The following is a 13108-nucleotide window of genomic DNA, read 5'->3' as shown; positions in this document are numbered from 1 at the left end:
GAGTGAGCCAATGTTTAAATTCAACGATGAAAAAGGTCAGTTGAAATGTTCTTTCTGCGGAAAGTCCCAAGATCAAGTCCGCAAACTCGTTGCGGGTCCCGGCGTTTATATCTGCGACGAGTGCATTGAATTGTGCACGGAAATCGTGGAAGAGGAGCTCGGGCACGAGGAAGAGCTGGATCTCAAAGATATTCCGAAGCCGAAAGACATTTGCGGCATTCTCGATCAATATGTAATCGGCCAGGATCAGGCGAAGAAATCCCTATCCGTTGCCGTTTACAATCACTATAAGCGGATCAACTCCCAAAGCAAGCTGGAAGACGTGGAACTGCAGAAGAGTAACATCATTCTTGTCGGTCCTACGGGAAGCGGGAAAACCCTTCTTGCCCAGACGCTTGCCAAAATTCTCAACGTTCCTTTCGCCATCGCCGATGCGACTTCCCTTACGGAAGCCGGCTACGTGGGCGAAGATGTCGAGAACATTCTCTTGAAGCTGATTCAAGCAGCCGACTACGATGTGGAAAAAGCCGAGCGCGGCATTATCTACATCGATGAGATCGATAAAGTAGCCCGCAAGTCCGAGAACCCGTCGATTACACGCGACGTTTCCGGCGAAGGCGTACAGCAGGCCCTTCTGAAAATTCTGGAAGGTACGGTCGCTTCCGTACCGCCGCAAGGCGGACGCAAGCATCCGCATCAGGAATTTATCCAGATCGATACGACGAACATCTTGTTCATCTGCGGCGGCGCGTTTGACGGCCTGGAACAAATTATCAAACGCAGAATCGGGAAGAAAGTCATCGGTTTCAGCTCCGACGGTCTGAAAACCGATTTGAAGCCGGGCGAGTACCTCTCCATGGTACTGCCGGAAGACCTGCTGAAATTCGGATTGATTCCGGAGTTCGTAGGACGTCTGCCGGTTGTTTCCACGCTGGAACCGCTGGACGAAGCGGCTCTCGTTCGTATTCTCACCGAACCGAAGAACGCCCTTGTGAAGCAGTATCAGAAGATGCTGGACATGGATAACGTCAAGCTTGAATTCGATGCGGAATCGCTCGATGCTATCGCCAAAGAAGCCATTAAGCGCAACACCGGTGCCCGCGGTCTGCGTGCAATCATTGAAAGCATTATGCTTGATGTGATGTTCGACGTGCCGTCCCGCACGGATGTAACGAATTGCACCGTTACGAAAGATACGGTTCAGGACAAATTGACCCCGATTCTTTCCTCTCAGGAAGGTCAGGATGTCAACAAGAAGAAAGAAGAAAGCGCCTGATCTCGGTTGAGACCGGAGCTCATACTATAGAGTAACCGACAGCCTCCAAGCTGCCCGGCCTTGGCTGCCCGCTTCATCATTTGAGGCCGGCGCGGCTTTTGCCGGTGCGGCGCGGAGGATGTTTGGTTCATGGGAGAGAAGACACGTATGTTTCACAGAAAAGATACGAGACCGGTTCGTGTCGGAGATTTAACGATCGGCGGCAGCGACGAGGTTATCATTCAAAGTATGTGTACGACGAAAACGGCGGACGTCAAAGCGACTGTAGCCGAAATCCACCGGCTGGAGGAAGCCGGCTGCCAGCTCGTTCGTGTGACCGTCAACAATATGGAAGCGGCGGACGCCGTCAAGGAAATCAAGAAGCAGATTAACATTCCGCTTGTATCCGATATCCATTTCGACCATCGCCTCGCACTGGCGGCCATTGAGAACGGCATCGACAAAGTCCGGATCAACCCGGGTAACATCGGCCGCCGTTCGAAAGTCGAAGCCGTTGTGAAGGCTTGTAAAGAGCGGGGAATTCCGATCCGGATCGGCGTAAACGCGGGTTCTTTGGAAAACCACCTCTTGGAGAAATACGGATATCCGACGCCTGAAGCGATGGTGGAAAGCGCCTTGTTCCACATCGGCATCTTGGAAGAACTCGATTTCCACGACATTATCGTGTCCCTGAAGGCGTCCGATGTGCCGATGGCTATCGCCGCGTACACCCAGGCTGCGCAGGCGTTTAATTACCCGCTTCACCTTGGCATTACCGAAGCCGGAACGCTGTTCTCCGGCACGGTAAAGAGCGCTGCGGGGCTCGGTGCGCTACTTAGCATGGGCATCGGCTCCACGATGCGGATCTCGCTCAGCGCGGACCCGGTCGAGGAAGTGAAAGTCGCCCGCGAGCTGCTTAAAACGTTCGGCCTCATTACCAATGCCGCGACGCTTATTTCATGTCCGACCTGCGGACGTCTGGACATCGACCTCTTTTCCATCGCCAACGAAGTCGAGGACTACATCGCCAACCTTAAGGTGCCGATTAAAGTTTCCGTACTCGGCTGCGCCGTGAACGGACCGGGCGAAGCCCGCGAAGCCGATATCGGAATCGCCGGGGCGAGAGGCGAGGGCCTGCTTTTCCGCTACGGGGAGATGGTCCGCAAGGTACCGGAAGCCGAGCTTCTGAACGAGCTGAAGAAAGAAATCGACATCATTGTCCACGAATTCAACCGTACGGGTGAAATTCCGGGACGCCGGCAGCATCAAGAACGTATCGAGCTTGCCCAAAAGCAGGCTCAAGCCCAGCATTCCTGATGCATCAAGGATTCCCCGGCTAAGGCTGGGTGCAGTCAACCGGAGTATTCCGCTTAACAAATCAAAAGTCACGATTCCCTTAGGATCGTGACTTTTTTTGTTGGAGCTTAATCCTGGAAGCTGCCGGGGGACTTTTGTCCTTCGCCAAAAAACGATTTCTCCTGAAAGCGAAGCGGGCTGTCCGTCATTTTACCGGTGAGGAATCCTTATTCTGGCTGCCGCCGGGACCGGGGCCTAAATCCCCATGGGTGATATAAGCGGCAACGGCATCCCGGATCGCCGCTGCGATTTTTTGCTGGCCCTCGGCGCTCGTCATCCGTGCCCGGTCCTCCGCATTTGTGATAAACCCGATCTCCACGATGACCGAGGGGCTCTGGGCTCTTTTCAGAAGGTAATACGTTTTACCAAGGATGGGGAGATGCCGGGTTCCTGAAATGGCGTTCAACCGTTCTTGGATTTGAGTGGCAAGAAAAAGGGAACCGGCGCTGTTTTGATGCAGCACATAGGGCCCTTTTTTGGAGCGGCTGAACGAAGAATTCACATGCAGCGAAATGAGCAGCTTCGGTTTGAGGTCGTTGGCCATCTGCATCCGCTGAGCAAGGTCCCGGATATGCCGGCTGCGGTTATTAAGCCATTTGTTGTCGTCGCTCAGAGCGTAGTCTTTGTCCCGGTTCAGAACGACCCGGTAGCCCGCTGTCGTGAGCAGCTGATAAGTCTGCTTGGCCACGGCCAGGTTGATGTCTTTTTCGAGCAGATCGCCGTGAACGGCCCCGCCGTCAATGCCTCCGTGTCCGACATCAATCAGCACATCCGGCGGATTTATATGGCTGTTGGTCTTGGAAGCGGATTTGGGAGGCTGCGCGTTGAGCGGGGAGTCGGGTGTCATCGCGGGTTTCATTATATCGGGTAGCGATTCCGCATGGGCTTTTCCCGTAGTGAGCGATTTTTTGGCGTCGGCTGCAAGCTTAGATGCCTGTGAGGCGGTATCGGCGGTAAGAGCTTTGGTTTCGGCGAGCCGGTTTGGCGTTCCGCAGGCCGCGGCAAACAAAGAAAGGCCGGTTATGCAAGCGGCCAGACAGGAACCCGTTAATAAGCGTTTGGTAAACATCCGGTCCATCCTTTCCGGAAAAGAGATAACCGTAGTTTTCTACGCCGGCCTTCCTCTCATTCATTATTAGCCGAGAAAACATTTGGACGGCATGATTATTCCTTCCCAGGAGGGGAATACTGCCATGTATGAGATCGGACCGGAAAGGACTGAAGATAAGATGGATATGAGCTTTAGTATGATTTTAATGTTGATTCAGGTGTTTTTTGCAGTTGTCATCGGGATGTACTTCTGGAACTTGCTGCGCAACCAGCAGACCAACCGGTCTGCCATAGATAGAGAATCGAAAAAAGAGCTGGAGAAGCTGAGAAAGCTCCGATCCGTATCGCTGACCAAACCTCTGGCGGAAAAAACGCGGCCTTCCAGTATGCAGGATATCGTTGGGCAGAAGGAAGGGCTTAAAGCGTTAAAAGCCGCTCTGTGCGGTCCCAATCCCCAGCATGTGCTGATATACGGCCCTCCGGGTGTAGGAAAGACGGCGGCGGCTAGGGTCGTTCTGGAAGAAGCGAAGAAAAATCCGCAATCGCCTTTTCGCAACGAAGCGAAATTCACGGAAATCGACGCGACCACGGCACGTTTTGACGAGCGGGGCATTGCCGATCCGCTGATCGGCTCCGTTCACGACCCGATTTATCAGGGCGCCGGTGCAATGGGCGTTGCCGGAATACCGCAGCCGAAACCGGGTGCCGTTACGAAAGCTCACGGCGGTATTCTGTTCATTGACGAAATCGGGGAACTGCATCCGATTCAGATGAATAAATTGCTCAAGGTGCTGGAAGACCGCAAAGTGTTCCTGGAAAGCGCCTATTACAATTCGGAAGACAATAACATTCCGAACTTTATCCATGATATTTTTCAGAACGGGCTGCCTGCGGACTTTCGTCTCGTCGGCGCGACGACGCGCACGCCGAATGAAATTCCTCCGGCCATCCGTTCCCGCTGTATGGAAATCTTCTTCCGTCCGCTCCTTCCGGAAGAAATCGGGGAGATTGCGGCCAATGCGCTGGCCAAAATCGGGTTCCCGGCGAACGAATCCGCCATTGAGGTCGTCAAACGCTACGCCACCAACGGCCGCGAAGCGGTCAATGTGATTCAGCTCGCGGCCGGACTCGCTCTGACGGACAAGCGCGAAGAAGTGACCGCGGCCGATATCGAGTGGGTCGTCAACAGCTCCCAGATCCAGCCCAGACCGGAACGCAAAATCCCTTCGGAGCCGCAGATCGGCTTTGTAAACGGGCTTGCGGTATACGGTCCGAATTTGGGCACGCTATTGGAGCTGGAAGTTATCGCAATCCCCGCCGCCCGTCCGGGGAGCGGTTCGTTCAACATCACCGGGGTCGTCGACGAGGAAGAGATGGGCGGCGGTTCCCGCACGCTTCGCCGCAAAAGCATGGCCCGCGGGTCCGTGGAGAATGTGCTGACGGTTCTGAAGCGCATGGGGCTGCGCACATCGGACTACGACCTGCACATTAATTTCCCCGGCGGGACGCCGATCGACGGACCGTCCGCGGGAATCGCCATGGCAACGGCAATCGCATCGGCCCTAAACCAGATACCCGTGGACAACAAGCTCGCCATGACCGGCGAGATGAGCATACACGGGAAAGTGAAGCCGGTCGGCGGCGTGGTCGCCAAGGTGGAGGCCGCTTTCCAGGCGGGTGCTACGCGCGTGTTTATTCCGAAGGAAAACTGGCAAGAGCTTTTCGCGGATTTGCCCGGTGTCGAAGTTATCGCGGTGGAATCGGTCGAAGAAGTGCTTTCGCTTGCCCTCGGCCTCCAGATCGCCAGCAATGTCATTCCGATGCCTGCGGCCGGAGAGCAGATGCTGCCGGGCACGATGCCGTTCCTGCATGCGGGACCGACCGATGGATCGGAATCCGCCAAATCGTAACATTTCCGTCTCCGGGCAGAAGCGGCTTTCGGCAGGGAGAAATTCCTTTCCGGGGGCCGTTTTGTGCCCAATTGGTGTTTTTCAGACAATTTTGTTAAAATGTTATCTACAGCATTAGCCCACCAGTAAAAAAGTGGAGGTGTCGGAACTTGGGGCCTAATAAAACGCGGATACGCCGCCTGCCGTTATTGCCTCTCAGGGGACTGCTCGTATATCCGAGCATGGTACTGCATCTGGACGTAGGCCGGGAGAAGTCGGTCAAAGCCTTGGAAAAAGCAATGATCGAAGACAGTATGATCCTGCTCTGTTCCCAGGCCGAAGTGAATATAGAAGAACCCGCCAAGGAAGATATTTATCGGGTGGGGACCATCTCGAAAGTGCGTCAAATGCTCAAGCTTCCGAACGGAACGATTCGCGTACTGGTAGAAGGAGTCGTGAGGGCGGAAATTGCCGAGTATATCGCCAACGACGAGTTTTACGAAGTCAACGCGAAAGAGCTTCCCGAAGAAGAAGTGAACGACGCCGAAATCGACGCGCTAATGCGTACGGTGCTCAACCAGTTCGAGCACTATATTACGCTGTCCAAAAAAGTAACGCCGGAAACATTGGCTGCGGTATCCGATATTGATGAGCCGGGGCGACTCGCCGATGTCATCTGCAGCCATCTTTCCCTTAAAATCAAAGATAAGCAGGACATTCTCGAAACGGTGGACGTGCGAAGCCGTCTGGAGAAGCTGCTTAATATTTTGAACAACGAGCGCGAAGTGCTTGAACTCGAACGCAAAATCAGCCAGCGCGTGAAGAAGCAGATGGAGAAGACGCAGAAGGAATACTATCTGCGGGAGCAGATGAAGGCCATCCAGAAGGAACTCGGCGACAAAGAGGGCCGGGCCGGAGAGATCGAAGAACTCCGGAGCCAGCTTGCCGCCTCGGAAGTGCCTGAGAACGTTCAGGAAAAAATCGAGAAGGAAATCGACCGTCTCGAGAAGATGCCTTCCACATCGGCGGAAGGAAGCGTTATCCGCAATTATATCGACTGGCTGCTTGCTCTCCCGTGGACGAAGAAGACGGAAGACGATCTGGATATCCATAAAGCGGAAGAAATTTTGAATGCCGATCATTACGGACTGGAAAAACCGAAAGAACGCGTGCTGGAATATTTGGCCGTCCAGAAGCTGGTCAAGAAGCTGAAAGGGCCTATCCTCTGTCTCTCGGGTCCTCCGGGAGTCGGTAAAACGTCCATCGCCCGCTCGATCGCGAAATCGATGAACCGCGAGTTCGTCCGTATCTCGCTCGGAGGCGTACGGGACGAAGCGGAAATCCGCGGTCACCGCCGTACCTACGTCGGGGCTATGCCGGGCCGGATTATTCAGGCCATGAAGACGGCGGGCAGTGTGAATCCGGTTTTCCTGCTTGATGAAATCGACAAAATGGCGATGGATTTCCGCGGAGACCCGGCTGCCGCGCTTCTTGAAGTGCTGGACCCGGAACAGAACAACACGTTCAGCGACCACTTCATCGAAGTGCCGTTTGATCTCTCTAACGTGATGTTCATTACGACGGCCAACGCCCTTCACAACATTCCGCGGCCGCTGCTCGACCGGATGGAAGTCCTGTACCTCCCGGGCTACACGGAAATCGAGAAGCTTGAAATCGCGGACAGCTACCTGCTGCCGAAGCAGAAGCGCGATCACGGGCTCGAAGACGGCCAGATGGTGATGAACCGCGACGCCCTTCTCCAGGTGATCCGCGAGTACACCCGCGAAGCGGGCGTCCGCAACCTGGAGCAGCAGCTTGCCGCGATCTGCCGCAAGACGGCCAAGAAGATCGTCTCCGAACCCGGCCGGACGGTCGAGGTTACGGTGGACACCGTGAAAGACGACCTCGGTCCGCCTAAATTCCGCTATAATATGGCGGATGAGCAGGACCAGATCGGTGCGGTCACGGGTCTGGCCTGGACGGAAGTGGGCGGCGATACGCTGGTCATCGAAGTGACGGTCATGCCGGGCAGCGGTAAGCTGACGCTGACGGGCAAGCTCGGCGACGTGATGAAGGAATCCGCCCAGGCGGCATTCAGCTATACCCGTTCGAGAGCGGAGCAGCTCAAGATCGCGCCGGATTTCCATGAAAAGAATGACATTCATATTCATATTCCGGAAGGCGCGATCCCCAAAGACGGACCGTCGGCAGGGATTACGATGGGAACGGCCCTGATCTCCGCGCTGACGAACATTCCCGTGTCCAGCCAAGTGGCAATGACCGGCGAGATTACGCTGCGCGGCCGCGTCCTCCCTATCGGAGGACTGAAGGAGAAGGCTCTGGCCGCACATCGTGCGGGAATCCGCACGATCCTTCTGCCGAAGGACAACGAGAAAGACATTCGGGATGTTCCCGAAAGCGTCCGTAACGATCTTACGTTTATTCCGGTCGCTCATATGGACCAGGTACTGGAACACGCGCTCGTCAAGGAAGTGGATCTGAAGGCTTAAGCCGGACGAAAATCTTCCGGTCTTCCCCAAGCGGAGACCGGGCGCATATCGATGAAAAGAGTGTGAAACATGAAGGTCAACCAGGCTGAATTTATTATCAGTGCGGTGGGACCGGGACAATACCCTGAGGATGCCTTGCCGGAGATTGCTTTGGCAGGGCGTTCCAATGTGGGCAAGTCTTCGCTCATCAACCGCATGATTTCCCGTAAAAATCTGGCCAGGACAAGTTCCCAGCCGGGCAAAACGCAAACCCTCAATTATTACCGCATTAATGACGACTTATATTTCGTCGATCTTCCCGGTTACGGCTATGCCAAAGTTTCCAAAACGAAACGTGCCGAATGGGGCAAGTTTATCGAAAATTATTTGCTGAAGCGGGAACCGCTGAAAGCGGTTATGCAGTTGGTCGACCTGCGTCACCCGCCGTCCAAGGACGACCAGGCCATGTATGCCTGGCTGAAGCATATGGGTGTGCCGGTTATTGTCGTTGCGACCAAAGCGGACAAGGTGCCCAAAGGCAAATGGCAGAAGCACGCCAAGATCATCAAGGACGACCTGGAGTTTGACCGTTCGGGTCCCTTCATTATTTTCTCGTCGGAAACGGGAATGGGGAAGGACGAGCTGTGGGAGATTCTGGAGTCCGCCATCGGCTGGGGACAGGCGCAGCCGGACGGCGAAGTTTTGCCGGAATCCGCTCCTTCTGAATAAGAGCCGCAGTCTATCGATCGCTTACGGGCTGCAGGGCGGGAACCGTCTCTTTACAGAGACGGTTTTTTGCTGTTTGCCGAGAGGGGAAAAGATGGGGAGCAGTCTCTTGACGAAGAGGAGCAAATCTTGTATTCTTTATTTAGATATTTTTCTAAATGTCTAATTAAGATCGATAAAAGGTGTGTATCGACCATGAACCCGTCTACTGATTTAAAGCAGCTTCAGGATCATCACATCCGCTTGTCCCAACTGATGTCCCCGCTTTACCTCCTGATACCGCTCGTCTTCTGGGCGTTTTTCAACTATCAGGGAGTGGGCGTAACCGTAAAACCGGTTCTGCTGGGCGCAGCGGGCTGGATAATCGCTCTCGCTCTCAGAGGGCCGGTAAGTCTTCTTGCAGCCCGTATGCCCGCAGAAAAAGGGCGCCTGCTTCTCGTATCGTCATCCGGACCGTTGGAAGAACTCGTCCGCCTGGTTACGCTGCTCATAGCGGGCTTGACGATCGGCTCCGCGGCTTCGATAGGCATTGGCTGGGCCGCTATCGAGATTGTGTATACGCTCGTATCCCTTTTCGCGGTAGCCTCCCTGTCCAAGCGCACGGACGAGAAAGCGATGCAGGCTAAAGCCATGCTGGAGGCCCAAGGGACGTACGGGGCCCATCCGGCCTGGGGGCTTATCGAGCGGGTCTTCGTGAGTGCTTACCACATCGGCGCAGCCTTGTGCATAGCACGCTACCCCTGGTCGGTTGCCGTGCTGATTCCGCTTCATTCTCTGCTCAACCTGGCCGTACTGGCAGTCGCCAAAAGATCGCTGGCTCAGGCCGAAGCCGTCGCCGCATTCGTCGGAACGACGGTACTTGCGATCGGCTGGCAGCTCTACCTGTAAACCGAAGGCTGCCGCGGCATGATATCTGCCGTTTTCCGATCGGAATGCAAATAAGTTTTTCATGAGGAGGTGAGGGTGGTGAACGATACCTTCAAAGCCCTGTCGGACCCGACGCGGAGACAAATCCTGAAACTGTTGAAAGAAAAGGATTTATCCGCGGGCGAAATCGCCGACCATTTTCAAATGTCCAAACCGAGTATCTCCCATCACCTGAACGTCATGAAGCAGGCTAAGCTCGTGCTGGACGAACGCAAGGGGCAGAGCATCATCTATTCACTGAACACGACCGTCATTCAGGATGCTTTGGGATGGTTGATGGATTTTACGCATAAAGACGAAGGAGGCTCTTAACATGACAAACTCGATTCGTAAAGTGCCAAAATGGACATGGAAAGACACTTTGCTGCTTATCATTGCCGCCGCGCCCATTCTGTACGCAATAGGGGTCTACGGCAAATTACCCGAGCAAATGGCGGTCCACTTCGGAGTGAGCGGGGAACCCAACGGCTATCAGAGCAAAGGCTCCTTCCTGATTCTGATGTCCGTTCTCAGCTTGGCTATGCCTCTGCTGATGAAGTGGTCGCCTTCCCTTGATCCGAAACGTACGAATTACGAGAAATTCCAAGGGGTTTACGATCTTTTCCGAATTTTAATCACGGTTTTATTAAGCGGCGTTTTCTTCATGACCCTGCTGACCAATCTCGGATACGATGTACCTATCAATTTCTGGGTTCCGCTTGGCGTAGGCGCTCTTTGGATGGTTGTAGGAAACTATATGGGACGTGCGCGCCCCAACTATACGTTCGGGATACGCACTCCCTGGACGCTGGCCGACGAGGAGGTATGGCGCCGGACCCACCGCCTGGCGGGCCCCGTCTGGATGCTGGCGGGAATCGTCTTTATGGGAGTGTCGCTGTTCCCGTCGGTCGTCCCCGCCTGGTTCGGAATTGTCGTTATTCTGCTGAGCGTGCTCGTCCCGATCTTGTATTCGTTCATCAAATACCGGCAGCGGAAAAATTAAATTTTCACCAAAGGTTAATAAGTAAAAAGCGCGGACTCCGCGCTTTTTTTGTTTAATCGGAAGCATGGACGGGTAAAAAGCCGTATGGAAGACTATTTTGCGAAGTGTGCATGGAAAGCGATGAGTTTTCAAGGCAATTGGAGACTTTACGGTGCTGATAGCCAATTTTTTCAGGCAGGAGAGCGTTTTTTCCGGTTTTCGCCGGATTTTCATGCATGATACGCAGGAATATTAAGTCTTGATGTAGTATAATATGAAGTAGGCAAGATCAAAGGCGTTGAAAAAATAGAATTGAGGGATTTCCATGGCACAGAGGTTAGCGACTGAATATGTCAAAACCCGCCTGCAATTAACGGAAGCCGAAATGTCCAAATTTGTCCAAATGTTTGCCGATCAGCAAATCACGGCTCAGGTCAAAGTCATCGAGAACGGAAACCAGGAGTTTGTCTTTCAGGAAGAAGCGGGAGAAGAGATCGTTCTTTCGTTTGAACGCGTCGGTAAGCAGTATATTAGCTCGGGATCCTGCCGTGTTACGAGTCTTCGTTTGACTAATCTTATGCGTAAAGCGATAGCCGAATTCAAAGGTTCAGCCATCGTTAAGCGGATATACGCTACGTTCGTGATGATGTACACCTACGAGAACGGCAAAGTCATCAAAATCGTCGAGATCAAAGGCCAGCATACGAACGTCGTCTATGAGTATCACGATACGCTCGGCCAGCTGGAGAACCTGTTCCGCCGGACGGAGATCGAACGGGAAATCGATATGATCCAGGATCAGATCAACCATCTGCTGGATATGCGCAACGAAGTTCCCTGCCCTTCGCTTAAAGGCGATATCGACGCACGGCTGACCAAGCTGACCCGTCGTTTGTTCGTACTCGAAGCGTAGAACCGGCCCAAGCCCGGCAGTAGGCCTACTATTTTACGTGCAAGTTAAGCTCTATATACAGAAGCGAAGAGCCTGTCCACAGGCTCTTTTTTTATTTTTTTGTGAAGAAAAAAATGGATTCGTCCGATCCGCTCTGACAGACACGAAGCCGCGTACCGTTACATAGTGTATTATGGACAGAAACGCAAGCAAGGCATTCCGAAAATGAATCTTGCGAATATGAAAAAAACTATTGCATTTCTGTTCAATAGATGTTATTTTTAATTTCGTTGAAAACAATATAGGAACCAGGATTCACTCAGGACATTGAATGTTGCGAGAGATTATTCCCTCGGGAAGTGAATGACGTAGGTCCTAGCGGATGAAATGCGAGAACAATTTTATTCCTAGGAAGGGGGAACCGGAAGATGGAATATTCAACTTTCGGAAGACACGTTGCTGTAGATACTTGGGGAGTAGATTTTGAACTTTTGAACAATGCAGAGTGGCTGCAAGCCCAAATGGTAGACGCAGCTGAAGCGTGTGGAGCAACGGTCATGTCTGTTCAGTCCAAGCAATTTGAGCCACAAGGTGCCACAGTACTAGTACTGCTGTCTGAGAGTCATCTTTCCATTCATACGTACCCTGAGAGAGGTTTTGCCGCGCTGGATTGCTACACTTGCGGTGAAACGGTAGATCCTCAATTGGCTATCGACCACATGATCTCGCTGCTTAAGCCGGAGAAGGTCTATGCCAAGAAACTGGTTCGCGGAATGGGCGAGTTTGAAGTCGAAACGCCGGAAATCAAGCAAGCTGTATTGGCTAAGTAAGTTCGTTGTTTTAGTATACAAGATAAGCGTTTATATAAGTAAGGTAACCACGGAGTCCGCATTCCGTGGTTATTTGTTTGTTAGGCCTCTCATACAATGGTACGGGTCTTCTTAACCGGGACCCGGAAGGAGAGAGGTGCCGTGCGAAGCCGAATCAAATCGAAGCTCATCCTGTTTGTGCTGGCAGCCGGGCTGGTTGCCTGGCCGCTTACCAGCTTATACGGCTATGTGACGAAAGGGGCGGATAAGCCGGATGCGGAGCGTCTTTTGTTCCAGGTTTCTTTGTTCCAGATCGAGCTGCTGAACCGTTTTCTGCAGGATGCCGCACGTTCGGCCGATACGCGGGAACTCGATTCGCTTAAACAGGCGCTGTACACGGCCAGTTACACGCACGAGAGACTCGTACTTGCGGAAGGAAGCGAGAAGCTGCATACGCTGGGCAGTTTGCCTCAGCTGATGCAGTACATACTGAGGCTGCAGATAGGCGGAGAGCGCGCTCTGAAAGCGGATGAGCAGGGTGTCCTGCAGGAATCCGCCAAGCTCTACGCTCAGCTTTACGAGGCCTATGGGAAACTCATGACCTCCTCGGGGAGCGTCGTTACTTCGCAAAGCGAAGCCGTGTCGAAAAATGATGAAGCGTTAAGAGAACTGCTTGAAAAAAAGCTGCTCCAATAATCGGTATATCTACAAGAAACATAGACCACACTAGGCATAGCGGGTTCCGGCAGCATTC

At 53.4% G+C, this 13108-nt stretch carries 12 protein-coding genes; 11 read left to right on the top strand and 1 reads right to left on the bottom strand.

Annotated elements, in window-relative coordinates:
* Positions 1–10 precede the first annotated feature (10 nt).
* Entirely contained in the window at positions 11–1276 is a 1266-nt protein-coding gene (gene clpX / locus PCH01S_RS14960) for an ATP-dependent protease ATP-binding subunit ClpX (protein ID WP_042230544.1), read from the top strand.
* Between the two features lie 147 nt (positions 1277–1423).
* Complete coding sequence (gene ispG, locus PCH01S_RS14955; RefSeq protein ID WP_042230707.1) at positions 1424–2572, top strand: flavodoxin-dependent (E)-4-hydroxy-3-methylbut-2-enyl-diphosphate synthase; 1149 nt, start codon at positions 1424–1426, stop codon at positions 2570–2572.
* Positions 2573–2756: 184 nt separating this feature from the next.
* Here the strand turns inward: ispG and PCH01S_RS14950 are convergent, their stop codons facing one another.
* Positions 2757–3680 carry an N-acetylmuramoyl-L-alanine amidase gene (locus tag PCH01S_RS14950; RefSeq protein WP_042230543.1) on the bottom strand — a complete coding sequence of 308 codons (924 nt, stop codon included), beginning with the start codon at positions 3678–3680 and terminating at the stop codon, positions 2757–2759.
* A gap of 166 nt (positions 3681–3846) precedes the next feature.
* Here PCH01S_RS14950 and lonB point away from each other — a divergent pair, with 166 nt between their 5' ends.
* The 9 genes from lonB to PCH01S_RS14905 all read left to right on the top strand — a co-directional run bounded on the left by lonB (position 3847) and on the right by PCH01S_RS14905 (position 13050).
* Complete coding sequence (lonB, locus tag PCH01S_RS14945; RefSeq protein WP_174446821.1) at positions 3847–5571, top strand: ATP-dependent protease LonB; 1725 nt, start codon at positions 3847–3849, stop codon at positions 5569–5571.
* A 149-nt stretch (positions 5572–5720) separates the two neighbouring features.
* Positions 5721–8060, top strand: coding sequence for an endopeptidase La (gene lon / locus PCH01S_RS14940; RefSeq protein WP_042230540.1), 2340 nt, complete (start codon positions 5721–5723; stop codon positions 8058–8060).
* A 69-nt stretch (positions 8061–8129) separates the two neighbouring features.
* Positions 8130–8768 carry a ribosome biogenesis GTP-binding protein YihA/YsxC gene (gene yihA / locus PCH01S_RS14935; protein ID WP_042230538.1) on the top strand — a complete coding sequence of 213 codons (639 nt, stop codon included), beginning with the start codon at positions 8130–8132 and terminating at the stop codon, positions 8766–8768.
* 192 nt (positions 8769–8960) lie between these two features.
* Positions 8961–9653 (top strand): hypothetical protein, encoded by a 693-nt coding sequence (locus tag PCH01S_RS14930; RefSeq protein WP_241688730.1) that lies wholly within the window; start codon positions 8961–8963, stop codon positions 9651–9653.
* Positions 9654–9731: 78 nt separating this feature from the next.
* Positions 9732–10004, top strand: a complete 273-nt coding sequence (locus PCH01S_RS14925) for an autorepressor SdpR family transcription factor (protein WP_174446816.1) — start codon at positions 9732–9734, stop codon at positions 10002–10004.
* Between the two features lies 1 nt (position 10005).
* On the top strand, positions 10006–10674 hold the full coding sequence (locus tag PCH01S_RS14920) for an SdpI family protein (RefSeq protein WP_042230535.1): 669 nt from the start codon (positions 10006–10008) through the stop codon (positions 10672–10674).
* Positions 10675–10978: 304 nt separating this feature from the next.
* Positions 10979–11566 (top strand): hypothetical protein, encoded by a 588-nt coding sequence (locus PCH01S_RS14915; protein ID WP_042230534.1) that lies wholly within the window; start codon positions 10979–10981, stop codon positions 11564–11566.
* Between the two features lie 407 nt (positions 11567–11973).
* Entirely contained in the window at positions 11974–12375 is a 402-nt protein-coding gene (gene speD, locus PCH01S_RS14910) for an adenosylmethionine decarboxylase (protein WP_016423520.1), read from the top strand.
* A 141-nt stretch (positions 12376–12516) separates the two neighbouring features.
* Positions 12517–13050, top strand: a complete 534-nt coding sequence (locus PCH01S_RS14905; protein WP_042230531.1) for a hypothetical protein — start codon at positions 12517–12519, stop codon at positions 13048–13050.
* Positions 13051–13108 lie beyond the last annotated feature (58 nt).

Source organism: Paenibacillus chitinolyticus NBRC 15660 (genome assembly GCF_000739915.1).
GTDB lineage: Bacteria > Bacillota > Bacilli > Paenibacillales > NBRC-103111 > Paenibacillus_F > Paenibacillus_F chitinolyticus.
Note: the sequence above shows the minus strand (reverse complement) of the source record. Positions and strands in the feature narration are given on the sequence as shown.

Excerpts from the sequence above, each read along its gene's own strand:
- PCH01S_RS14950 (WP_042230543.1), bottom strand. The coding sequence starts at position 3,680 with ATGTTTACCAAACGCTTATTAACGGGTTCCTGTCTGGCCGCTTGCATA.
- clpX (WP_042230544.1), top strand. The coding sequence starts at position 11 with ATGTTTAAATTCAACGATGAAAAAGGTCAGTTGAAATGTTCTTTCTGC.
- PCH01S_RS14920 (WP_042230535.1), top strand. The coding sequence starts at position 10,006 with ATGACAAACTCGATTCGTAAAGTGCCAAAATGGACATGGAAAGACACT.
- speD (WP_016423520.1), top strand. The coding sequence starts at position 11,974 with ATGGAATATTCAACTTTCGGAAGACACGTTGCTGTAGATACTTGGGGA.
- PCH01S_RS14930 (WP_241688730.1), top strand. The coding sequence starts at position 8,961 with ATGAACCCGTCTACTGATTTAAAGCAGCTTCAGGATCATCACATCCGC.
- yihA (WP_042230538.1), top strand. The coding sequence starts at position 8,130 with ATGAAGGTCAACCAGGCTGAATTTATTATCAGTGCGGTGGGACCGGGA.
- lonB (WP_174446821.1), top strand. The coding sequence starts at position 3,847 with ATGAGCTTTAGTATGATTTTAATGTTGATTCAGGTGTTTTTTGCAGTT.
- ispG (WP_042230707.1), top strand. The coding sequence starts at position 1,424 with ATGTTTCACAGAAAAGATACGAGACCGGTTCGTGTCGGAGATTTAACG.
- PCH01S_RS14915 (WP_042230534.1), top strand. The coding sequence starts at position 10,979 with ATGGCACAGAGGTTAGCGACTGAATATGTCAAAACCCGCCTGCAATTA.